We start from the raw sequence: 21,981 nt of genomic DNA, 5'->3' as shown, positions 1-21,981 counted from the left end.
GCATGCTCACTTCAGACGTACCAGGCATAAGCGCTTTCCCTGTGCTCTCGCGTGGTATGCAGCAGCAAAATTCAGGTACAATCTACGCCAACGTAAGTTTGTGAATTTTGGAGTGATGCAGTGTCGCAAGAAAAGTTAGTCACGCGAATCATTACGCGCGTTGATCGAGGACAACGCCCTGCGGCCCGAGGAATCTTTCATATGGTCGCCGCGGTGCTCGCAGTCATCGCCGGAGCTGTGTTCATTACCTTTACCTGGATGCAGCATAGTTGGCCGGTAGGAGTTGCCGTGACCATTTACTCCGTGGGAGTCGTGGCGTTATTTGGTACCTCTGCGGCCTATCATCGTGGACCGTGGCAAACGCAACGCGCTGTTGATGCATGGGGCAATGCCGACCACGCAATGATCGCGTTATTTATCGCAGCCACCTACACCCCAATTGCCGTGATGACGCTGTCCACCCCGTGGTTGCTCATTGGCATCTGGATTGCGGCAATCGCCAGCATTGGTCTGAATTTCGTTTCACACCCACGAGTCCTCGACGTCATAACGTTTTTAGTACTCGGCTGGGCGGTTGTCCCAATGATTCCATCCATCCTGGAAGTCGCAGGCGCCACCGTGGTTTGGCTTCTCGCGGCAGGTGGTGTCGTCTATAGCGTCGGCGCACTGTTTTACGCCACAAAATGGCCAGGCCGCAATGCCAGCGTGATCGGCTATCACGAGTACTTCCACGCGGCTACAATCATTGCCGCTATTTTGCACATGATTGGTATTTGGATATTAGTCGTCGACTAGCTTTTCGACGTCTTCGAGCAAACAGCCGGTGCGACCTCCTTTCAAAAGGTGTCACACCGGCTGTTGTTATCCGTGCACTGCCAACAAGATTTCCTTAATAGATGATTTGGTGAGTCACCTGAGGAAACAGCGGCTTTGGCGCATATTCCGCACGCAAATCACGTAGGGTTGTGGCATGCTCATGCAAGCGCAGGTCTTCATCAGTCACTGGCTGGAATTGACGCGCTGGCAGCGGACGACCATCAATATCAACACCAACATAGGTAATGGTGGCATGAATTGCGGTTTCTAGGTTCTTCCGGCCACCGCGCGGTGAACCAGAACGCAGATGCACAGACAATTGCATGCTATGAGCGTCAGTGCGCATGAGACGAGCATCAACTTCCACTAAATCGCCAATCTGAATTGGGCGGTAGAAGCGAATACCACCGGCGTATACCGCTACTGTACGCTCGCCAGACCATTCCATTGTGCAGGCAGTACCTACTTGATCAATCCATTCCATCGCAGTACCGCCATGCACCTTGCCGCCCCAGTTCACATCGGTTGGCTTGGCTAAGAAGCGGTGGACTAAGCGTGGTGCATCGGATGGGCCATCGTAGGTTTGCTTTTCCATTTCCAATTCAATGGCTTTGCGAAGACTAATTCGCGAAGTTGCTGATTCTTGTACCAGGCGTTCTTCATCATTACGTGGCTCAAATGGTGGCACTTCAACCGATTTATTCGTAGTGGTATCTTTTGCCACGAAAATCACCAAGCAATCGCATGCTCGGGTAAAAATGCCTTCACGCGGATCAGCGGATAACACTTCGTTAATGATGTGCATCGAGCTGCGTCCGGTTAATGCAATACGTGAACGCACTTCAACCATGTGACCGGAAGGGATCGGACGGGTAAAGTGAATATGTCCGACATATGCAGTTACACAGTATGTGCCTGACCAACCTGCAGCACACGCGTATGCGGCCTTGTCGATCCACTCTAAGACGCGTCCACCGCTGACACCTTGCGCGCCAGCCATGGTGATATCAGTAGGAGCGGCCATGAATCGTAACGTAACTTCTGGGGAACGATGAGTCATACCCTTAACAGTAGCCTAAAACGGATAAGATCAAGACATGACATCTTCACTTCCAGACCCCCGCTCGGCAATATTACCCCTGTGCGCTTGGCTTGACGACGCTTCGGTACCCCCGCCATCGCGTCAAGTGTTAGCAACAGCGGTACGCGCGAGTCTTTATGAATTAGCGCGAATTGCGCCCGGAAGTAGCGTGGAAGTACGCGTCCCACCGTTTGCCGCTATTCAATGTGTGGCGGGAATTACACATCGGCGTGGAACTCCACCGAATGTTGTAGAAATGGATCCGCGAACATGGCTGCGAATTGTTACAGGACGAGAATTATTGGGTGATAACCCACAAATTTCCATCTCTGGCACGCGTGCCAGCGAAATTGCGCGTTGGCTCCCAATTGTTCGCATACCTGTCCAATAGGATTATTTTGACATGATGCGCTACCATTGTGGTCGTGGCACATAATGAACAGCCTGTAAATGTATTTGATGATCATGGTGAGCAAGCTCCTCGTGAAGAATGTGGTGTGTTCGGCGTGTGGGCGCCGGGCGAAGAAGTATCCAAACTGACATTCTTCGGTCTTTTTGCCCTGCAGCATCGCGGCCAAGAAGCCGCTGGCATTGCAGTCGGTGATGGGGATCAAGTCGTGGTATTTAAGGATTTAGGCCTTGTATCACAGATTTTCGATGAGCAAACCCTCGACTCCTTAAAAGGTGATGTGGCAATTGGCCATACCCGCTATTCAACCGCCGGCGGTGTGACGTGGGAAAACTCCCAGCCAATGTTCCGCGTTGCACCAGATGGCACCGATGTTGCGTTGGCCCACAACGGCAATCTCGTCAATTATTTGGAGCTTCTCGACGAAGCCCACGAACTCCAGCTGGTAGATAAAACCAAGCATCCTTCCGATTCTGCTGTTCTCACAGCGCTGCTGTCGCACGGCATCACCGAAGGCAAAACCTTACTGGATTCCGCCCGTGAATTACTTCCACGCGTCAAAGGCGCATTCTGCCTGACGATTACTGATGGTCACACAATTTATGCAGCACGTGACCCAGAAGGTGTGCGTCCATTATGCCTTGGCCGATTGGACAAGGGATGGGTTGTCGCCTCTGAAACCTGTGCGCTTGATATTGTTGGCGCTTCGTATGTCCGTGAAATTGAGCCAGGCGAAATTGTGGCAATCGATGCCGCTGGCGTGCATTCGGAGCACTTTGCGAAGGCTGATCGCAAGAGTTGCGTATTTGAATATGTCTATTTGGCACGCCCTGACTCCACAATTCGGAATCGTAATGTCAATGAATCCCGCCTGGAGATTGGACGTCGTTTAGCTCGCGAATATCCAGCTGATTGTGATCTGGTGATTCCAGTGCCAGAATCTGGTGTTCCAGCAGCGGTGGGCTATTCTCAAGAATCCGGTATTCCATTTGGTCAAGGCCTGGTCAAAAATGCCTATGTTGGCCGCACCTTCATTCAACCTTCCCAAACCCTGCGTCAATTAGGTATCCGGTTGAAGCTGAATCCTTTGCGCGAGGTGTTAAAAGGCAAGCGCATTGTTGTCGTGGATGACTCCATTGTGCGCGGCAATACCCAGCGTGCGTTGATCCGTATGCTGCGTGAAGCTGGCGCGGCAGAAGTCCACGTTCGTATCGCGTCGCCACCAGTGAAATGGCCATGCTTCTACGGCATCGATTTCGCCTCACCAGGTGAGTTGATTGCCAATGCGGTGACCACTGATAATGAAGCAGAAATGGTCAGCAGCGTCTGTACCGCAATTGGTGCCGACTCTTTGGGCTTTGTGTCTTTGGACGCAATGGTTGAGGCAACTGAACAACCTCAGACAGAATTGTGCTGTGCGTGTTTCGATGGCATTTATCCGCTGGGACTACCAAAGGGCAACGAAAATGCGGAACTGGTTTCTGCATTGCAACGTGGCTCCTGCGGTGGCGTAGACTATTAGTCACAATCCAACATTCAACAACGAAGGAAACCGAAACATATAATGTCGGACAACGTAGATAACTCCGTGTCCTATGCCGCTGCAGGTGTAGATATCGAAGCTGGCGATAAGGCAGTCGAGCTGTTCGCGCCACTGGCAAAGAAAGCGACTCGCCCAGAAGTTCGCGGCGGTCTTGGTGGATTTGCTGGTTTGTTTGCACTTGGTAAATATCGTGAGCCACTGCTTGCAGCTGGCTCCGATGGTGTTGGTACCAAGCTGGCTGTTGCACAAGCAATGGATAAGCACGACACGATCGGTATTGACTTAGTTGCAATGTGCGTAGACGACTTGGTTGTCTGCGGTGCAGAGCCACTGTTCCTGCAAGACTATATTGCCATTGGCAAGGTCGTCCCAGAACATGTTGCCCAAATTGTTGCTGGCATTGCAGAAGGCTGCATCCAAGCAGGTTGTGCCTTGCTTGGTGGCGAAACCGCCGAGCACCCAGGTGTGATGGAACCAGGCGACTATGATGTTTCGGCAACCGCCGTTGGTGTCGTGGAAGCTGATGAATTGCTTGGACCAGATCGCGTGCGTGCCGGTGACGTCGTCATTGCAATGGCATCGAGTGGTTTGCACTCCAACGGCTATTCCTTGGCGCGCCACGTCTTGTTGGAAAAAGCTGGGTTGCCGCTTGATGGTTTCCACGAGGAACTTGGTCGTACCTTGGGTGAGGAATTGCTTGAGCCAACCAAGATTTACACCAAGGATTGCTTAGCGCTTGCCGACGAGTGCGAAGTCCATACGTTCTGCCATGTCACTGGTGGCGGTTTGGCGGGTAACCTCGCACGCGTGATTCCAGCAGGTTTAGTTGCTGAACTGAATCGTGCAACGTGGACGCCAGGCCCAATTTTCCGTCTGATTCAATCGGTGGGCAAGGTCCCAACCGTTGAGATGGAAAAGACCTTCAATATGGGTGTTGGTATGGTGGCAGTGGTTGCTCCACAAGATCGTGACCGCGCACTTGCAATGCTCACCGCACGTCATATTGATGCTTGGGAGCTTGGCACGGTTCGAGCTGCCGGCGATGATGATACCGAGCGTGTCATCATGCGTGGTGAGCAGTAACACACAACCATTAAAGCTGTAGGCATATAACGGCTGAACGTACAAAAGATCCCTTTGCACCGGTGCAAAGGGATCTTTTGTATGTGCATGGAAGCTGGCCGGCTTTAGCAATCGCTATGAGTCGTCGTTGCTATACGACGGTACAACGAAAACCCCGTCTCGTACTGTTTATATATCGCATCAGTATGAGGCGGGGTCAGCCAAAGAATAGGTACGTTAGATCGAGCTTAGAAACGTACGAGTTTTGAGAAGATTAATCCTCTTCTGACCATTCTTGGTAGTCCGCATAAAGCTCGTCGTAGTTGTTTTCCTGACTGCTGGTGGACTTTTCGCCGGCCAGCTCGCGCTGCAGCGAGTCCAGATCCATATTTGGCGTATTGTACTTCAGCTGGCGTGCAACCTTGGTCTGCTTTGCCTTCGCGCGTCCTCGACCCATGGTATGACCCCCTTGGTACTTAGCGGAACAATAATCCCCCGGGGATGGGGGTCGTCCCATTGGCTTTCAAAATAATTTATCCTGTAGAACAGAATAGCGGGTTTTGCTACAGTTTGTCGCACTGAGTGTCTGACCTTGATAAATTCGCGGCAAAACACGGCAGTATCTGATCTTGCGTACCCCTTTTAGGGGTTTAGACCTTTGAAACGTTGAATCGCAGCCTTCCCCGCCTGAGTCGTGTTCTCAACTGGAAGGGATTCTGGATCAATGGCTAAGGATACATTGCCAACGTGCAATTGCGTAGTTAACGCACTGCGTTTGACACAACCAAGTGCAATTGGACCATAATCCATATCGTGCACAACAGTCCCAAGCCGGCCTACAACTCGGCTCCCGGCAGTAATCTCGGCACCATATGCAGGCTGTTCCGGAGCGGATCCATCAAGGTGAAATAACACCTGTACTCTGGGCGAACGCCCGAGATTTTCAACTCGCGCCACAGTTTCCTGGCCGCGATAGCAGCCCTTATTCAAATGCACGGCTTGTGTGATCATTCGAGCAGATTCATGCGGAAGTGATTTTGCATCAAAATCGTAAATTTCTGGCTGCAGATTCCCAACTCGCCAGGCTTCGTATGCCATTAAGCCAACTGGTTGATAGCCGGCGTCGAGAAGCTTCCGCGCAACTTCTAAGAGGGAATCGGTTGGAACGAATACATCCACCCGCCCATGGAATGCTTCCCGGGCGAGCAGTGGGCCATCATAACCACCAAAAACGCTGAGGATCCGAAGTTCAGGTTCTTCGATGGTCACCTCAGACCAGAAAATCATTTTGGTGAGATATTCCAGCAAACTTTCCGAAGTATCTGCAGTCGTATCCAAGTAAATCGCATCCTCAGTGACGGTGAGATCCACCAGATGCAAAATATGGCCTTGCATATCTAAATTCAGGGCTTGGCTAAAGGTTATGGGTTCGTGAATCTTTTGACTCAGCAAATTATTTAAGAACGAACGCGCATCTGGGCCTGAGACTTTGATCACTTTTCGATGGGAGCGATCGACGAACGCACGCGTGGCTAAATGTCGCTGTTCCCCTAATGGATTGCCATAATGCCACGCTACGCCACGGTAAAAGGGATCAGCATCTGGAGCTTCTGCGGCGCCGGGGAGAGAAAGAAGTACGGAAGAAAGCATCATAAAACACCATCGTAGCGATTATTGTTAAAACTATGGCGCTAAAACCTACTCCCATTGTTATTGGCATTGAGCCTTTTGGTGGCTCTATCCGCAATCACAACCCAAGCTTACCGCTGCTTTTTGCTGACGACGCGGCTGTGACTCGCGGCGATGGAGTATTTGAAACTTTATTGCTGCGAAATGGGAGCGTGGCGAATTTTGCACGTCATTTCCAACGCTTTGCCGCATCTGCGGAAATGTTGGAATTACTAAGCCCGATTGAAAAAGACTGGCAACGTGCCACACAAGAAGCAGTCCAAATGTGGCATGAGCAGATGAAATCTTTGCCAGAAATACCAGATGCCATGGTGGTATGGACATTAAGTCGAGGGCGCGAATCAACCGGAATCCCAAGTGCCTGGCTCACTGTGAAAGCGGTAGGGGAGCACATCTTCGCCCAACGCGAACATGGGGTGGCAGTGATGACAAGTCCACGCGGCTATCATGTGGATGCGCAAGCGGATGTTCCGTGGCTGACGATGGGTGCAAAAACATTAAGTTATGCAGCCACAATGGCGGCACTGCGCTGGGCGAAACGGCACGGCTTTGACGATGTTTTGTATGTTGAAGGCGAGCGGGTGTTAGAAGGTGCTACGTCAACCGTTATCAGTATTAAGGGAAATAAGATCCGCACACCAATTTCTGGCAAAGGAATTTTGGCAGGAACAACCCAAGCCGCGATTTTTGAGTATGCAACAGCACAAGGCTGGCGGTGTAAGCAAAAAGATCTCACTCTGGACGACCTGAGCAAAGCAGATAGCGTATGGCTGGTGTCATCGGTGCGTATGGCAGCACGTATTACCGCCATAGATGGCAAGAAGCTACCGAAACCAGAAAATGAAGCAGAGATTCATGCCTTGATCGCTCGTGCACTTGGGCATGAAGAATAGGTTTGCTGTAGCGCTGGAATAGAGTGTGAAGCCGCACTTGGCAAATATGGCACGCATTGCTGTGCGAGCAGGTTGTGCCGTTGCGGCCTGCGTTTGGCAGGCTCTGTTGCTCTGTGCATTGCTTGCCGACGCCGGGTGTGTCGTCGTCTCTCGCGTAGCTGCCATGCCGCCATCCTCGTGCCGTCACTCACCTAAGCTCGCCATTAGCGCCGCTGTTCGCGCACTGCCAGCCATCCCCGCATCCACTCAACACCACAGATACAAATATGCCTCAACCAAATCGCAATTCGGTTGAGGCATATTGAATGAAATTCTTAGCCAATCACACGTGTGAGTTCAGCAGACATCCGTGGGGTGAGTTCGCCATTGATCAGACGCTCATCAACCCAGCCTAAGTTATTATTCGGCATTAAGCCGTAGAGGCGCTTGCCAGCGCCGAGTGCAGCAGGGCCGGTAGCGGTCACCATTGTAGAAGCGGATTCCAGTTGCCATGCGCGCTCGTTCATCGGATTGCCGTAGAAAATCTCTACCGCACCAGAAGAAAGCGCTGCAACAACTTCAATTTCATCTTGCAGATTAATGCGCCAGAAACCAGTTTCACGCTCACCTAACTCGGCAACCTCACCATTATCCGCAATGCGCCACGTGCGTGACTCATAGGTGAGATAATTCTCGCCGTCGTGCGCAAAAATGAGTTGTTGGCCAAAGGAATATGCATCGCCGTTATCGTCGATTGCTTGACCAGTACCGCGCCATACGCCAACTAATGGCAATAATGCGAGCAGACCATCATGCAGATTTGGGCCTTCGCGTAGATTAGCGGTGTCATCGACAACTGGCAGATCGCCCAGACCCGGAATATTCCGGTGTGCGCTTTCTTTCCATTGTTCAGCGGCACGATCGACAGCTTCTGATCCAGACAGCGAAATAGGTTGTTGTTCAGTCATAGCTATTCAGACTACCAAAGAAGTTTTCTGCCAGTATTCCTAGAAAATAGAAATCTCCCACTAAGCTTAGTCAATGTGAAAGCGCTCTTGATCTCAAATCCGAACTCTACGACTCAAACCCCTGAGTTGTTCAGCGCTATTATTCCAAAATTGCGCAGTGTGCCAGGACTTCACCTGCGCGCCCAATTTACCCATTATGCAGGCCATGCCCGGAACATGTGCCAGGGCTTAACCCGTGCTGATTACGATATTGTGATCGTCGTTGGTGGCGATGGCACGATTAACGAAGTCATCAATGGCTTACTTGGCAACCACGACACCGTGCCGCACTATGCAGATATTCCAGCATTGGCATTAATTCCCACTGGTTCTGCCAATGTGTGTGCTCGCGCGTTAGGTTTCCCCTCTGAACCACAACAAGCTGTTGACGTCCTTGTCGAGACTCTTGTGGCAAATCTCCGCCGCCGAATTGATCTTGGACGTTGGAATGAAGGCTGGTTCGCCGTGAACGCTGGATTCGGGTTAGATGCAGAGGTCATCGCGCGTATGGAGCGTGTGCGACGTCAAGGGTTCGCAGCGACTCCCTTGCGCTATATGCGCTTAAGTTTGCAGGCTTTGAAAACCATAGATGCGCATCCACCACGAATTGCTGTTACTGCAACCGATGCACAGGGCAGAGTTTCCAAGCATCGTCGCATGCCATTATTGATGGTCTCGAATACGAATCCGTGGACCTTCTTCGGGCCATTGCCGATGGTCACCAACCCACGAAACTCCTTTGACGTTGGCTTGAGTTTGTTTGGCATTGAAACCTTTGATGGTGTGGTGGGATTGTTTGCCGCGTTGCAAATGTTTGGTATGAACTTACCTAGCTGGTTGGCAAACTGGGTGTCAAGCTCAACGTATGCGTTCGATGATGCCTTTGAAATCAAGATCCATTGCGATCGTGCGCATCAGTTCCAAATCGATGGCGAATATGCCGGCGAATACCAAGATGTCCACATGCGGGCCGTTGCTGATGCCATTGAAGTTTTTAGCCCAACGAAACCAGTTGCGACCACGCCACGATCCATACTTCGCTTATTGTTCAGCTTCTTTTCGCTGCGTCTGTAGCTAGTAGCAAGCATGGCGCGGGATGAACTGTAAGTTCGATCGACACACTTGAGCACAGGTTGCACGATTGTGGCTGAAGCGTAGCGGCGGCTTACGTCTGCTCCTGCTGCATGTGAAGTGGGGCGAAAAGTTGCGATATGTGTACTGTCACATTGCGTTCTTTGACCTGGAAATACAAACTTCCACCGCCTACGCTTACCAATGACACTTGGCCTGGCAAACCCAATTCTTGGGTTGGGAAATCGAGCGAGAACGCTGTGAAGATGGCAGCGTCGTCAAGCTCTTGTGCGCCGCGATTGGCAATACTGATTGGGCGCAGATAAAAATGATCATTGACCAGTCGCAATTCTGCGATCACGCTGATTGGCTTGCTCGTGTTCGCAGGTGTACCGGTCAAGCGCACTTCACTCGCAGCACCGCCTTTCGGAGAAATATCATAGGGATGCGCAATATCAAGATCCGTCATTCCCAGCTGCTTGCCGACGCTCACCGCATCCAAGGACACACCAGTTGTCAGTAAGGCAGCCCTGGTGCGATCGATATCGCCTGTAAATAAGCCATCACGAGAAATCGCGACGTCTTGTAAAGACGCGTGCATGCGTACTAGTCCCCAGCGTGGAAGCTCGACATCAGTGACTGAAACATACATATCAGGGATGTTGTGGGAGAAAAAGTTTTCGGCAAAAGGGAAACCGCCGATATATGTTTCTGGTACGACTGGGAGATCGTAAGCGGCGGCGACGCGATTCGCGAGTAACGATTCACTGCGCGCGGCAAGGGCCGTATCGCCAACCCAGCCAAGGCCGAGTAGAGTCACCAGCGATCCGATCGCCACCTGTATTCCTCGTTGTCGTACGCGCACATGTCTATCATTGCAGAAAATCATTAGGCTGGGAATTATGAACATGAATGCAAACGTCGCTCAAGTGCTGAAAGCATGTCTGAACCACGATCAGATTGCGGCGATTTCGGAAGGATATGAGCACATTTTATCTGGCAAGGCCCCTGGCACAGTGCAGCATATTCTGCACGAGCACCAGCTCATCGGGGTATTGGTGCAAGATCCGGACGGGGTAGCAGAGCTCGCCATTGATCCGCAATATCGAAATCTTGGCTATGGACAAGCCGCACTTGCCAACGTACCGGCGTGTTGGGCACATGGTAATTTGCCGGCAGCTGCGCATATTGCTCAGAAACAGCATTGGAGCATTACCCGAGAATTACTGGTTATGTGTTTGGCAGGCCAGCAATTGGCGCAACTTTCGCAACACGCGTTGCCGCAACCGTATCGCATCACCACCATGCCGGATATTCCTCAGCCAGAAATAGACGCCGCGCTGCTGCGCGTGAATCAAGAGGCCTTTGGCTGGCACCCAGAGCAGGGTAAATGGGATCAAGCAGGGCTTGATCTCACACGCAGCAATCCGTGGTATCGGCCAGAAGATGTCTTACTGCTTTGGGAACACGACACCTTGGTTGGCTTCCACTGGCTGAAACGATACGGCGACGCAGAAACCTTCCACCAAGGCGAGGTGTATATCGTCGGCCTGGGCAACGCCGCCCGTGGCAAGGGACTCGGCGCAGCGCTCCTGACAGCTGGAATTACGCATCTGCGCGAACAAGGCGCTACAGAAATCATTTTGTATGTTGAACGCGACAACGTCCCTGCGGTGAAGCTTTACACCAGCATGGGCTTTAGTATCGCAGAACAGCATATTCTCTACCGCGCGTCTGAATAGCAGCTTTTTCCTCCTGCTTGCCGGCGCGGCGTTCGTTGGGGTGCTGCAGGTGGTGCTGTACCCCAAGCTACGTGCGCCGCAGCACGAGCCTTTGCCCAGACCGCGCTATTTTCGAGCGCGGCCTACGGCTTCGTTACCTTTGAGCCTAGCCGCCTGAATGCATGATATCGGCACCATCTGGCACCGTGGCATCTTCCGGATCATCGAGCCAGCCCTCAGGCAAAATAACCTTTGCCGGTGAGCCTTTTCGACCACGTGGGCCTTCCGCATCATCGGCAACAGCCTGAGAATCCGCATAAGGCGCTAATGCCTCACGCAAATCAGCCAAGGAGGTAATCGTCGATAAGCGTGCCCGCAATTCGCCACCAACTGGGAATCCTCGTAAATACCAGCCCATATGCTTGCGGATATCCTGACATCCCTTGCGCTCGCCATCGTGCGCGATCAACAACTCAGTGTGGCGCAACATAATCTTGGTGACTTCGCCCAACGTTGGCTCAGGTGGAATCTCCAAGCCACGCAACTGGGCAGATAGCGCTGCAAATAACCACGGACGACCCAAACAACCACGGCCGACAACCACACCATCACAACCGGTGGCATCCATCATGGCCTGCGCGTCACTGGCCTTAAACACATCACCATTGCCTAATACCGGAATGCCGGTGTGCGCCAAGTGCTGTTTCAACCGAGCGATCTCATCCCAATTCGCCTGACCTGAATAACGCTGTGCGGCAGTGCGAGCATGCAGTGCAACAGCAGCCGCGCCTTCCTCAACCGCGATGCGTCCAGCATCAAGATGCGTGTGATGTTCATCATCAATTCCAACGCGGAACTTCACCGTCACAGGAATATCTGTACCTTCGGTCGCCTTTACTGCAGCAGCCACAATATTGCCGAACAACCTGCGCTTATACGGCAATGCCGAACCGCCACCGCGCCGGGTGACCTTGGGAACCGGACAACCAAAATTCATATCAATATGATCGGCAAGATTCTCATCGACAATCATCTTTGCCGCCTTGTAGGTGTACTCTGGATCGGTAGTGTACAACTGCATAGATCGCGGAGTCTCATTTTCCCCAAAGGTAGTCATATGCAGGGTTTTTTCATTGCGTTCGACCAGTGCGCGAGCGGTAATCATTTCGCACACGTACAAGCCAGAAACGGTGCCGATTTTCTCTTGCTCAAGCTCACGACACAGCGTGCGAAAGGCCACATTAGTCACGCCAGCCATTGGGGCCAAGACAACGGGCGACTGCAAAGCGATGGTTCCGATATTGAGAGTCACAGCAACATCTTTGCATAGTTTGTTGGATTTTGCGTAGTAAGGACAACCAGTGAACACATCAAACCGATCGCGTTTCCTGCGCTTGTCGACGCCACGGTGCAACCCCGTGTAACCCAGTGCAACCCCAACACGAATGTTCAAGGACAGCGAAAGAGTAGATTCATGAATGACCGTATTGCCAATGCCAAACTTTTCAGCAAGGTGATGACCGCTGCTGAAGCAGCCGAGTTTATTCATCATGGCGACAAAGTTGGCATTTCTGGCTTTACCGGCGCCGGCTACCCGAAAGAGCTGCCAACCGCAATCGCGAATCGTGCTCGCGCAGCACACGAACGTGGTGATGAGTTCCAGATTGATCTTTTCAGTGGTGCTTCCACCGCGCCTGACTGTGATGGTGTACTCGCCGAGGCGAAGGCCTTGCGATTCCGCGCACCATATCAATCCGATCCAACGTTGCGGGCAAGTATTAACCGTGGCGAGACGCTGTATGCCGATTATCATCTTTCCGAATCTGGCATGTTCGTGGAACAAGGATTCTTCGGCAAGCTGACAGTTGCGATCGTTGAGGCAGTACGTATTACCGAAGAGGGATATATCGTGCCGTCGTCGTCGATTGGCAATAGCGTGGAATATCTCGATAACGCCGAAAAGATCATTATCGAAGTCAATCAATGGCAATCATTAGAGCTTGAGGGAATGGCCGATATCTATCGCATTGCGCCTTTGCCGCAGCGCCAACCAATTCCGCTGACTGCTCCTGAACAACGCATTGGCCAGCCATATATTTCAATTGATCCGGATAAAGTAGTAGCGGTTGTGCTGACACACCATGCAGACCGCAACGCACCATTTAAGGCGATTGATGCTGCTTCGCAGCGTATGGCTGGACACTTTTTAGAATTCCTCGAAGGCGAAGTTACCGCAGGTCGGTTGCGCTATGACAGCTACATTATGCAATCGGGTGTTGGTAATGTGCCGAATGCGGTGACAGCAGGGTTGTTGCACTCGAAGTTTGAAAATATTAAAGCCTATACCGAAGTGATCCAAGACGGCATGTTGGATCTTATCGACGCCGGAAAAATGACAGTTGCTTCGGCAACGGCGTTTTCGCTCTCGCCTGAATATGCCGAGAAGATGAACCGTGAAGCAGCACGCTATCGACGCTCGATTGTGCTGCGCCCACAACAAATTTCGAACCATCCTGAGGTTGTTCGGAGGATGGGGATTATTGCCTCGAATGGCCTGATCGAAGCCGATATTTACGGCAATGTGAACTCCACGCATGTTACCGGCTCACGCATGATGAATGGCATCGGTGGCTCTGGTGATTTCACGCGGAATAGCTATATTTCCACCTTCATTTCGCCATCTGAGGCCAAAGGTGGAGCAATTTCTGCGATCGTTCCATTTGTCTCTCATGTGGACCACACCGAGCAAGACGTGAAAGTGCTCATCACCGAGTACGGTTACGCTGATCTGCGCGGACTTGCCCCCACCCAGCGCGTGCCAAAAATCATCGCGATTGCCCATCCTGATTACCGCCCACTGCTTGAGGAGTACTACCAGCGTGCCCTCGCAGCTGCCCAACGCGCTGGAACCTTGCATACTCCGCATGATCTTGCCACCGCGTTTGCTTTCCACCAGCGATTGCAAGAAACTGGCACGATGCAACGTCCTTAACTTCGGTTTATGCAGGCTGTCGCGTACGTGTTGAACGAGCCATATGTGCGGCAAAAGTACAGATATGTTCGAGATTTTCTAGCCTTTTTGCTTTGTGTATGGCCTGTGTGCTACGCTGCTTTCTTGTCTTACTGATTACAAGTAAGTATGGGCCTTTAGCTCAGTTGGTAGAGCTACGGACTTTTAATCCGCAGGTCCCGGGTTCGAGCCCCGGAGGGCCCACAATATTTCACCCGACTACATCATGTAGTCGGGTTTTTGTCTTTGCATCACCGTTTTGCAGCTTTTCGACGCTCTCCAGTTTCCGCAACACCACCAGACCTGCTCTATGACTGTCGGCGTGATGCCACGATTGGTATTGGATGCATTGGGTCTATGGTTCGGCGCGTAGCAGTGAGTCGTGACGCTCGGTTGTGTCGGTCGGTTGTGTCGCCGGGGTAGCGGTAGGGCGTCGCCGTGGTGACTGGTGGTGTATCGGTAGGGCGGCATCGTGGAATCCAGCTGTGAGGGTGAGTCGGTATCGGCAGTGTCCGTCAGTCGTTGCGATGAGTGATGTAAGCAGAACCGTGAATGTGTATGCATAATAGCCATGCATAACAATGCGATTTTTAGCCCCTGACCTTTGATTTTGCATATCTTGAAAAATCAAGTATAGTTTTCCCCAGCTACAACGCACTGGTTGTTTCCAGTGTAGTGTCAGTTTGCTCCCATCGTCTAGGGGCCTAGGACACCGCCCTTTCACGGCGGCGACACGGGTTCGAATCCCGTTGGGAGTACCAGGGCAAACGTAGCTTTGCTCTACGGCCCTGTGGCGCAGTTGGTTAGCGCGCCGCCCTGTCACGGCGGAGGTCGCGGGTTCGAGCCCCGTCAGGGTCGCAATTTTACGAGGATTTTTATCCTCGTTTTTTGCGTTTTATGGGCCTTTTGCCAAATATCCGGGTTAAGGGACAAAAAGTGTGTCTGCTCAGCTTGTTCGGTACTGGCTTTGATTGCGTTGTTAGCGGGATTGTTTTCTGAGTTTCCGCATTTTAAGAGGGACAATCGTTATTGCTCGGTGGTTTTAGAGACTCCAACATCAAGCATGAGTGTAGTGATTTTAAAGTTAGCAGCTGTGTTTCCGTTGCAGTTGATGCGATGCCAGTGCTGCCGTTTATTCTGGTTTTCCCTGTACAGACAGAACATATTTGGCGATTTTTAGACATAGAAAGATTTAACTAAACCGCCATACCATATTCTTCGTGAGATCTTGGTATTTCTATGTAACTTCCGTTATATCTGGTCGCGGATCAAATATAACGGCGATTTAGCTACTTTCAGCTGGGTTTATGTTCAGAAACAGACACACTTTTTGTCCCTTAACCCAAATATCCAGCCCCAACATGCGCGTTGCACGTGTGCATATCTTTACGTTTTCAATACCCGCATTCTTTTCCTTTACTGTGTCTGATTTTCTGACACTCTGTTCATTGAGTTCGGTCTCTTCAGTTGTAACAAGAACTGCGTGGAATCCTTTTTGCCGATGCATGCCCATCGAGTCTTGCTGGCATGAATCTGCAAATACGGCAAGCGGGTAGGCGTTGGGAAGCATGCTGCAGATGCAAGCGTGAACTGGTGAATGGCAGGTGGCAAAGAGTGTTTGTAAAAATGGTTGAAATATTGAGAAAAGTAGCAATTGACCTGCAGATTTGTGCGTCACAGCAATTACTGTGTAAAGTATCTACACGTTGCATACGATGTTCCACAACATCGAATGCGACGCCTTAAAAGGCCCTGTGGCGCAGTTGGTTAGCGCGCCGCCCTGTCACGGCGGAGGTCGCGGGTTCGAGCCCCGTCAGGGTCGCTTCCGATGTAAATCGGAAAGTGGCGCGGTAGCTCAGTCGGTAGAGCGTCCGCCTGAAAAGTGGAAGGTCACCAGTTCGATCCTGGTCCGAGCCACCAAATAAAGAAAGCCTCTTGTATCTTCGGATGCGAGAGGCTTTCTTTTGCTATTCTGAGGCGTATGAATACTCGTGTCGAACATGAAGTAGGGAACAAGCGCTTTGTTCTCTACGTAGATGGTAAGCCAGTCGGACTCATTGATTACGCTCAACGAGACGGGAAGCGCAACTTGTATCACACTGAAATCTTCCCAGAGTTTCAAGGCGCCGGATTGTCGAAGCCGTTGATGAAGGGGGCTTTGGATCAAACTCTTGCAGAGGGCCTCGCAGTAGCCCCAGGATGCCCCGCAGTCGCCGCCTATGGCGCGAAGAATCCTGAATATGGTGAACACTTCGTCGAGTGGCAGTAACGCGAAATATAGCCCTTCGTAGCTGCTATGAAGAACAGCTTGTATGAATGTATCGAGAATGTGACGAAAATGCTCCGGAAAGTTCATCTAAGCTATTCAGTCGGTGCCACTTTGGCCAGCAAGAAGTCGAAGCATTCACGCCCCACTTCGTTGCGTACAATTCGACCACATGCGCTTAAACACAAAACGCTCGGAGCTTGCTATGTGCAAGAATCTCCGAGCGTTGTTCTGTGGTGGTTGTGAGGGGAAATCTAGATTGAAAAATCTGCACCTTTGACATAGCAGTCAGGATCAACCAGCTTCAGGTTTTCACTGTCTTTGCGAGGACGGGCTTTTGCAGGGATACCAACAGCGATATGGCATGGCGGCACATCCTTGGTGACAACAGCGTTTGCACCAATCGAAGATCCGCGTCCGATGGTGATCGGACCAAGCACTTTTGCACCTGCACCGATGGTTACATCATCTTCAACGGTTGGGTGACGTTTCGTTTGAGTCAAAACTTGACCTCCCAATGTCACACCGTGATAGAGCATGACGCCATCACCGATGATGGTGGTTTCGCCGATGACAATCCCCATGCCGTGATCGATAAAAAAGCGCTTGCCAATTGTTGCGCCAGGATGAATCTCGATGCCGGTGAGGAAACGCGTAAACTGTGCCAGGATTCTGGCTGGGCCTTTGAAATTTCTCACCCATAGCCAATGCGCGACGCGATGCGACCAGATTGCATGGAGCCCAGAGTAGACAAGTGCGTTTTCCAAATCGCCTCGTGCAGCGGGATCGTGTTCACGGGCATTGGCAAGATCGTCACGGATCGCGTGTATGAAAGAAAACATAATAGTTATGAGCGTAGCAAAAACCGCAGGCTAGTGAGTCTTTGGCCACAGGCTCGCGAGTCGTCGATAAGAAATGGCCAAGTCACGCCCCAGAGAGGTGAAACTTGGCCATTATTTATGTTGTCAGAAATATTAATCGCGGATGTCGTCGTAAAGCACGGTGGAAACGTAGCGTTCGCCGAAATCTGGTACGACAGTGACGATTGTCTTGCCGGCGTTTTCAGGGCGCGCCGCCAGCTCCAGGGCAGCCTTGACGTTTGCTCCAGCGGAAATGCCACCTAAAATGCCTTCTTGTGCACCCAATGCGCGTGAGGTTGCAACGGCGTCTTCGTTCGAAACCGTCAGGACTTCTTCGTAAATCTTTTGATTCAGTACCTCTGGGATGAAGTTTGCGCCCAAGCCCTGGATCTTATGTGGGCCGGCCTTGCCAGTGGTCAACAGCGGCGATGCAGCTGGTTCTACAGCATAGATTTCGATCTCAGGCTTCTTGGCCTTCAAAGTTTCACCAGTGCCGGTAATGGTGCCGCCAGTGCCGATACCAGCGACGAAGATGTCGATCTCACCATCAGTATCCGCCCAAATTTCCTCACCGGTAGTACGGCGGTGCACCTCTGGGTTTGCAGCGTTGGCAAACTGGCGGGCCTTAATAGCGCCTGGGGTATTGGCGATGATCTCGTCAGCCTTGTCCACAGCACCTTGCATACCTGCAGAACCAGGGGTGAGGATAATTTCTGCCCCGAAGGCACGCAGCATGACGCGACGCTCAGCCGACATGGTTTCTGGCATGGTCAGGATAACTTTGTAGCCACGAGCTGCGCCTACCATTGCTAACGCAATGCCGGTATTACCAGAGGTAGCCTCGACAATGGTGCCGCCTGGCTGCAATTCTCCAGAAGCCTCGGCCGCATCCACGATAGCCTTACCGATGCGATCTTTCACGGAGTTTGCAGGGTTAAAGAACTCCAGCTTCACCAGAACGTTGCCTGGGAGATCTTTATCGAGATGGTTTAGACGTACCAAAGGTGTCTTGCCGATGGTGTCGAGAATGGAATTGTAGATATTTGCCATGATGGGCTCCTAAGACTTGAGGTTGTTGGATGGTTAGCAGAGGTTGCGTTGGGCTACTTGTGGTGCCGGTGAAAGCGAATCACGGGCGGATATGTGAAGTAGCTTCACTTATATAGACAACCATGTCTAGAAAAATATTCCCAATCACTGAGTAGTGATGGCTGTGTCTATGGGTTATTTTTATTCATACGGTAAAACAAGATAATAAACGTCAAGGCCAGTCGGGAGTGGTGCTTGATTAAACAGTCGTGTGAGATAAATTGAATTTAAGTGGGATTGATTTCCAATAAGGATAGACGATTTTAATAGTATTTACCTTTTTGGAATATTATTTGCCCGTTCGGACAGGGGTAACACCTCTGAATTACCCCCTTTTGGATAATGTGCTGTAGTTTACAATCCAAAAATTTTGAATTCTTTGATGAGGGGGGAGATTTTGGAGCGTGTGGAGATGTTCAATATGTACGGGCACAGTCAAAAGTGCACGATTTTTGGCTCATTTATTAGCGTATTCTCAGTTTGTTTCCTGAATAATTTGCATAGGGCATGTGTGTTATGACCGCGTAAAAATTGAAAAGTACAGGGAAAATATCTGGTGTTTTGCACCCCCGTATGGTGAATTGCCACAGTTGGCACTGCGCAAAGCAAAAAAGGCCTGACTTTTATTACCCCCTATGAGGTGGTTATAATTCTGGCAAAGAAACTTTTAACTCCGCTCGTTTGTGACGGGGGTAGATATTTCTTCGTTACTCATGACGGAGATTGATCATGATAGTGATGGCATCTTCGCTTGGAAGCGAGGATCCTGGAGGTATGCAGTGGAAATTCAACGCGTGCGCGACGACGAAGATGCGGTCCGCTCAGCTTTAGCCTCGCTAAAGACTGCGACTGGCATTCCAGTCACCATGTATGCAACCGTGCTTTCAGACAATCGACTACAAATTAGTCACTGGATTGGTCTGCGAACACCGGCCTTGCATAAGTTGGTGATTGATGAAGGCGTTGGTGTTGGTGGGCGCGTGCTGCAATTACGACGTCCAGTAGGCGTATCTGACTATATGCGTGCCACTGTTATTAGTCATGATCTCGACGCGCTCATCCAAGACGAAGGTCTGCATTCGGTTGTTGCAGTGCCAGTCTTTGTGCAGCGTGAAATTCGTGGCGTGCTCTACGTTGGTGTTCACTCGCCAGTTCGTCTGGGTGACAAAGTTATTGAAGAAGTCACCATGACCGCTCGCGTACTCGAACAAGATCTTGCTGTTAATGCTGCTTCTCGACGCTCCGAAGGTGTCCGAGGAGGTGCTGCTGCCAAACAAGGCCGTATGATGAATGGTGCTGAGTGGGAGCAAATCCGTTCCACGCACTCGAAGCTGCGAATGTTGGCAAATCGTATTGAGCAAGACGATATTCGTGCAGAACTCGAAGAATTGTGCGATCAAATGGTGGCGCCAGTTCGGGTTAAGCAAACTACTAAACTTTCTGCCCGCGAGCTTGATGTGCTCTCATGTGTCGCACTTGGACACACGAATGTGGAAGCTGCCGAAGAAATGGGCATCGGTGCTGAAACAGTGAAAAGCTACTTGCGCTCTGTCATGCGTAAGCTTGGTGCGCACACACGGTATGAAGCTGTGAATGCAGCTCGACGTATTGGTGCATTGCCATAACCAAGCAGCGCCATTTTCAGTCTTTGCCATGAAAAAGAATAATGACCGCCTTGAAAATCTTTTCTGGGCGGTCATTACTCTACCTGGACTGCAGCTGACCTACGTCGCAGTGGTCGTGTGAACAGTATTGCGAGAAGATTGGTAATGCTGAAGCAGAAGAGAGCCCAGCCGATGAACGTCGCAAAGCTATATGCAAAGCAGCGGCAGTGAAGCATTGCTGAAGAGCAATGACGGTTTCATCCATATTCGGATGGCAGTTCCTGACAAAAATCTGTGAAAACAAGTAAGATCTTCGAGTATGAAGCAACAGTTTTTGGTCAAAGGTGGCGCACGACTGGCCGGTACGGTTCAAGTAAGCGGCGCAAAGAACAGCGTGTTGAAGTTGATGGCCGCTGCATTGTTGGCCGAAGGTACCACTGTTTTGCAAAATTGTCCTGAGATTCTCGACGTTCCGTTAATGGCGGAAGTTTTGGTCGGGCTGGGCTGTGAAGTCGAGGTTGAACGCGATGTCGTGAAAATTACGACTCCTGCTGAAATTTCCTCCGATGCTTCCTTTGAAGCTGTGCGTCAGTTCCGTGCATCAGTGTGCGTGCTTGGTCCATTAACTGCACGTTGCGGTAAAGCCGTGGTGGCGTTGCCTGGCGGTGATGCCATTGGTTCGCGTCCGCTTGATATGCATCAATCAGGCTTGGAGAAACTGGGTGCTACCACCAGGATTAGTCACGGTGCGGTCGTAGCTGAGGGAACACAACTGCGAGGTGCGAACATTTACTTAGATTTTCCATCTGTTGGTGCGACCGAAAATATTTTAACTGCAGCTGTGCTTGCCGACGGCGTCACTGTGTTGGAAAATGCAGCACGCGAGCCAGAGATTGTGGACTTATGCGAAATGTTGCGGGAAATGGGAGCACGAATCGAAGGCGAAGGCACCCCAACGATCACGATTACAGGTGTAGAGAAGCTGCATCCAACGACGCACGAGGTGATCGGCGACCGTATCGTTGCTGGTACGTGGGCGTATGCGGCAGCGATGACCCGCGGCGATATTACGGTTACCGGTATTAATCCTAAGTACTTGCACCTCGCATTAGAAAAGCTCAAGTTAGCTGGAGCGCAAGTTGAGAGATACCAGAATGGTTTCCGTGTCAATATGCAGCAGCGCCCAAAGGCGATCGACTATCAAACCTTGCCGTATCCGGGATATCCAACCGATCTGCAGCCAATGGCCATTGGTATTGCCACAATTGCAGAAGGCACCTCGGTGATTACGGAAAACATTTTTGAGGCACGATTTAGATTTGTCGATGAACTCATGCGTTTAGGCGCGGATGCCACAATTGAAGGGCATCATGTGTTTTTGCGAGGCGTGGAACAACTGTCCTCAACAGACGTCTGGGCTTCGGACATTCGTGCCGGTGCAGGTCTGGTTCTCGTCGCCCTCTGCGCGGATGGTGACACCACAGTCCACGATGTCTACCACATTGACCGTGGATATCCGGGATTCGTCGAAAGTCTGCAAGCACTTGGTGCAGATATACAAAGAATCGAACCATAACAATCAAGAAGGCTTACCGACGCTTACGGTAGGCCTTTTCTACTACTTAAACTGCAATGCTTAACGACGCCGTTGCGTAGGAATACAACGCAACGAACACAACCACATGGCAGATGTGTGCGCCATCGGTAAACAAGTGGATATGTATGACTCAAGATTTACCGAAAACAGCGCAATGACCTGCAGGTTTGTGTTGTGTGTGGTGACTGTGTAAATTAGTTCGAGTCGCCGCGGCCAACGGTTGTGAGTGACAATGATGAAACAGTGTTGATTTGACATGTTGTTCATGTTCGGTTAATGTTTCA

The 21,981-nt window shown here is 51.1% G+C and carries 20 protein-coding genes and 5 tRNA genes; 16 read left to right on the top strand and 9 right to left on the bottom strand.

The genetic code is table 11. The annotated features are described in order from the left end of the window. Window positions 1–120: 120 nt before the first annotated feature. On the top strand, window positions 121–795 hold the full coding sequence (locus NXS99_RS06840) for a hemolysin III family protein (protein ID WP_259287919.1): 675 nt from the start codon (window positions 121–123) through the stop codon (window positions 793–795). A gap of 94 nt (window positions 796–889) precedes the next feature. Here NXS99_RS06840 and NXS99_RS06835 read toward each other — a convergent pair whose 3' ends face one another. Continuing rightward, the gene (locus tag NXS99_RS06835; protein WP_259287918.1) at window positions 890–1,876 is read right to left on the bottom strand and encodes an acyl-CoA thioesterase; all 987 of its coding nucleotides are present in this window, start codon (window positions 1,874–1,876) and stop codon (window positions 890–892) included. A gap of 37 nt (window positions 1,877–1,913) precedes the next feature. On the opposite strand from NXS99_RS06835, the gene NXS99_RS06830 reads away from it, so the two are divergent. From NXS99_RS06830 to purM, 3 genes are read left to right on the top strand one after another with little or no spacing between them, the layout of a single operon-like run. After that, window positions 1,914–2,288 carry a sterol carrier family protein gene (locus NXS99_RS06830; protein WP_259287917.1) on the top strand — a complete coding sequence of 125 codons (375 nt, stop codon included), beginning with the start codon at window positions 1,914–1,916 and terminating at the stop codon, window positions 2,286–2,288. 28 nt (window positions 2,289–2,316) lie between these two features. Next, window positions 2,317–3,828 (top strand): amidophosphoribosyltransferase, encoded by a 1,512-nt coding sequence (gene purF / locus NXS99_RS06825; RefSeq protein WP_259287916.1) that lies wholly within the window; start codon window positions 2,317–2,319, stop codon window positions 3,826–3,828. Between the two features lie 42 nt (window positions 3,829–3,870). Continuing rightward, window positions 3,871–4,932 carry a phosphoribosylformylglycinamidine cyclo-ligase gene (purM, locus tag NXS99_RS06820; RefSeq protein WP_259287915.1) on the top strand — a complete coding sequence of 354 codons (1,062 nt, stop codon included), beginning with the start codon at window positions 3,871–3,873 and terminating at the stop codon, window positions 4,930–4,932. A gap of 253 nt (window positions 4,933–5,185) precedes the next feature. Here purM and NXS99_RS06815 read toward each other — a convergent pair whose 3' ends face one another. Beyond that, window positions 5,186–5,368, bottom strand: a complete 183-nt coding sequence (locus NXS99_RS06815; protein WP_259287914.1) for a DUF3073 domain-containing protein — start codon at window positions 5,366–5,368, stop codon at window positions 5,186–5,188. A 185-nt stretch (window positions 5,369–5,553) separates the two neighbouring features. Further along, a complete protein-coding gene (locus NXS99_RS06810) occupies window positions 5,554–6,564 on the bottom strand; it encodes a folate-binding protein YgfZ (protein ID WP_259287913.1) in 1,011 nt (336 codons plus the stop codon). A 32-nt stretch (window positions 6,565–6,596) separates the two neighbouring features. Between NXS99_RS06810 and NXS99_RS06805 the strand changes: the two genes are divergently transcribed. Further along, window positions 6,597–7,493: an aminodeoxychorismate lyase gene (locus tag NXS99_RS06805; protein ID WP_259287912.1), complete on the top strand. Its 897-nt coding sequence runs from the start codon at window positions 6,597–6,599 to the stop codon at window positions 7,491–7,493. A gap of 314 nt (window positions 7,494–7,807) precedes the next feature. On the opposite strand, the gene NXS99_RS06800 is transcribed toward NXS99_RS06805, so the two are convergent. After that, the gene (locus tag NXS99_RS06800) at window positions 7,808–8,440 is read right to left on the bottom strand and encodes an FABP family protein (protein WP_259287911.1); all 633 of its coding nucleotides are present in this window, start codon (window positions 8,438–8,440) and stop codon (window positions 7,808–7,810) included. Between the two features lie 75 nt (window positions 8,441–8,515). Between NXS99_RS06800 and NXS99_RS06795 the strand changes: the two genes are divergently transcribed. Then, a complete protein-coding gene (locus tag NXS99_RS06795) occupies window positions 8,516–9,553 on the top strand; it encodes a diacylglycerol kinase family protein (RefSeq protein WP_259287910.1) in 1,038 nt (345 codons plus the stop codon). Between the two features lie 91 nt (window positions 9,554–9,644). On the opposite strand, the gene NXS99_RS06790 is transcribed toward NXS99_RS06795, so the two are convergent. After that, complete coding sequence (locus tag NXS99_RS06790) at window positions 9,645–10,388, bottom strand: DUF2993 domain-containing protein (protein ID WP_259287909.1); 744 nt, start codon at window positions 10,386–10,388, stop codon at window positions 9,645–9,647. A 64-nt stretch (window positions 10,389–10,452) separates the two neighbouring features. Here NXS99_RS06790 and mshD point away from each other — a divergent pair, with 64 nt between their 5' ends. Beyond that, window positions 10,453–11,292: a mycothiol synthase gene (gene mshD / locus NXS99_RS06785; protein ID WP_259287908.1), complete on the top strand. Its 840-nt coding sequence runs from the start codon at window positions 10,453–10,455 to the stop codon at window positions 11,290–11,292. A 145-nt stretch (window positions 11,293–11,437) separates the two neighbouring features. On the opposite strand, the gene dusB is transcribed toward mshD, so the two are convergent. Then, window positions 11,438–12,583, bottom strand: coding sequence for a tRNA dihydrouridine synthase DusB (dusB, locus tag NXS99_RS06780; RefSeq protein ID WP_259287907.1), 1,146 nt, complete (start codon window positions 12,581–12,583; stop codon window positions 11,438–11,440). Between the two features lie 162 nt (window positions 12,584–12,745). Between dusB and NXS99_RS06775 the strand changes: the two genes are divergently transcribed. From NXS99_RS06775 to NXS99_RS06760, 4 genes are all read left to right on the top strand, one after another. Then, window positions 12,746–14,263, top strand: a complete 1,518-nt coding sequence (locus tag NXS99_RS06775) for an acetyl-CoA hydrolase/transferase family protein (RefSeq protein ID WP_259287906.1) — start codon at window positions 12,746–12,748, stop codon at window positions 14,261–14,263. Window positions 14,264–14,412: 149 nt separating this feature from the next. Next, a tRNA-Lys gene (locus tag NXS99_RS06770) sits at window positions 14,413–14,485 on the top strand. Window positions 14,486–14,966: 481 nt separating this feature from the next. Continuing rightward, window positions 14,967–15,042: transfer RNA gene (locus NXS99_RS06765), tRNA-Glu, on the top strand. Window positions 15,043–15,065: 23 nt separating this feature from the next. Next, window positions 15,066–15,139, top strand: a tRNA-Asp gene (locus NXS99_RS06760). Between the two features lie 427 nt (window positions 15,140–15,566). Here the strand turns inward: NXS99_RS06760 and NXS99_RS06755 are convergent. Then, window positions 15,567–15,959: a hypothetical protein gene (locus tag NXS99_RS06755; protein WP_259287905.1), complete on the bottom strand. Its 393-nt coding sequence runs from the start codon at window positions 15,957–15,959 to the stop codon at window positions 15,567–15,569. Between the two features lie 70 nt (window positions 15,960–16,029). Here NXS99_RS06755 and NXS99_RS06750 point away from each other — a divergent pair. The 3 genes from NXS99_RS06750 (at window position 16,030) to NXS99_RS06740 (ending at window position 16,550) form a co-directional block, all read left to right on the top strand. Further along, a tRNA-Asp gene (locus NXS99_RS06750) sits at window positions 16,030–16,103 on the top strand. A gap of 22 nt (window positions 16,104–16,125) precedes the next feature. Continuing rightward, window positions 16,126–16,201 (top strand) — tRNA-Phe (locus tag NXS99_RS06745). A gap of 61 nt (window positions 16,202–16,262) precedes the next feature. Further along, window positions 16,263–16,550: a GNAT family N-acetyltransferase gene (locus NXS99_RS06740; protein ID WP_259287904.1), complete on the top strand. Its 288-nt coding sequence runs from the start codon at window positions 16,263–16,265 to the stop codon at window positions 16,548–16,550. A gap of 251 nt (window positions 16,551–16,801) precedes the next feature. Here NXS99_RS06740 and epsC read toward each other — a convergent pair whose 3' ends face one another. Together epsC and cysK are read right to left on the bottom strand one after the other, a co-directional pair. After that, window positions 16,802–17,389 carry a serine O-acetyltransferase EpsC gene (epsC, locus tag NXS99_RS06735; RefSeq protein WP_259287903.1) on the bottom strand — a complete coding sequence of 196 codons (588 nt, stop codon included), beginning with the start codon at window positions 17,387–17,389 and terminating at the stop codon, window positions 16,802–16,804. A gap of 132 nt (window positions 17,390–17,521) precedes the next feature. Further along, window positions 17,522–18,457 (bottom strand): cysteine synthase A, encoded by a 936-nt coding sequence (gene cysK, locus NXS99_RS06730; RefSeq protein WP_259287902.1) that lies wholly within the window; start codon window positions 18,455–18,457, stop codon window positions 17,522–17,524. 818 nt (window positions 18,458–19,275) lie between these two features. Here cysK and ramA point away from each other — a divergent pair. Continuing rightward, a complete protein-coding gene (gene ramA, locus NXS99_RS06725) occupies window positions 19,276–20,121 on the top strand; it encodes an acetate metabolism transcriptional regulator RamA (RefSeq protein ID WP_259288008.1) in 846 nt (281 codons plus the stop codon). A gap of 298 nt (window positions 20,122–20,419) precedes the next feature. Next, window positions 20,420–21,676 carry a UDP-N-acetylglucosamine 1-carboxyvinyltransferase gene (gene murA, locus NXS99_RS06720; protein WP_259287901.1) on the top strand — a complete coding sequence of 419 codons (1,257 nt, stop codon included), beginning with the start codon at window positions 20,420–20,422 and terminating at the stop codon, window positions 21,674–21,676. Window positions 21,677–21,981: the final 305 nt, after the last annotated feature.

The organism is Corynebacterium sp. HS2168-gen11, assembly GCF_024834075.1.
Classification (GTDB): domain Bacteria; phylum Actinomycetota; class Actinomycetes; order Mycobacteriales; family Mycobacteriaceae; genus Corynebacterium.
This window is presented reverse-complemented; position numbering and strand designations above follow the sequence as displayed.

Bases quoted from the DNA above. Each gene is read 5' to 3' on its own strand.
- NXS99_RS06830 (WP_259287917.1), top strand. From the start codon at position 1,914: ATGACATCTTCACTTCCAGACCCCCGCTCGGCAATATTACCCCTGTGC.
- NXS99_RS06740 (WP_259287904.1), top strand. From the start codon at position 16,263: ATGAATACTCGTGTCGAACATGAAGTAGGGAACAAGCGCTTTGTTCTC.
- NXS99_RS06835 (WP_259287918.1), bottom strand. From the start codon at position 1,876: ATGACTCATCGTTCCCCAGAAGTTACGTTACGATTCATGGCCGCTCCT.
- NXS99_RS06800 (WP_259287911.1), bottom strand. From the start codon at position 8,440: ATGACTGAACAACAACCTATTTCGCTGTCTGGATCAGAAGCTGTCGAT.
- mshD (WP_259287908.1), top strand. From the start codon at position 10,453: ATGAACATGAATGCAAACGTCGCTCAAGTGCTGAAAGCATGTCTGAAC.
- epsC (WP_259287903.1), bottom strand. From the start codon at position 17,389: ATGTTTTCTTTCATACACGCGATCCGTGACGATCTTGCCAATGCCCGT.
- NXS99_RS06805 (WP_259287912.1), top strand. From the start codon at position 6,597: ATGGCGCTAAAACCTACTCCCATTGTTATTGGCATTGAGCCTTTTGGT.
- NXS99_RS06815 (WP_259287914.1), bottom strand. From the start codon at position 5,368: ATGGGTCGAGGACGCGCGAAGGCAAAGCAGACCAAGGTTGCACGCCAG.
- NXS99_RS06775 (WP_259287906.1), top strand. From the start codon at position 12,746: ATGAATGACCGTATTGCCAATGCCAAACTTTTCAGCAAGGTGATGACC.
- NXS99_RS06810 (WP_259287913.1), bottom strand. From the start codon at position 6,564: ATGATGCTTTCTTCCGTACTTCTTTCTCTCCCCGGCGCCGCAGAAGCT.
- murA (WP_259287901.1), top strand. From the start codon at position 20,420: ATGAAGCAACAGTTTTTGGTCAAAGGTGGCGCACGACTGGCCGGTACG.
- purM (WP_259287915.1), top strand. From the start codon at position 3,871: ATGTCGGACAACGTAGATAACTCCGTGTCCTATGCCGCTGCAGGTGTA.
- cysK (WP_259287902.1), bottom strand. From the start codon at position 18,457: ATGGCAAATATCTACAATTCCATTCTCGACACCATCGGCAAGACACCT.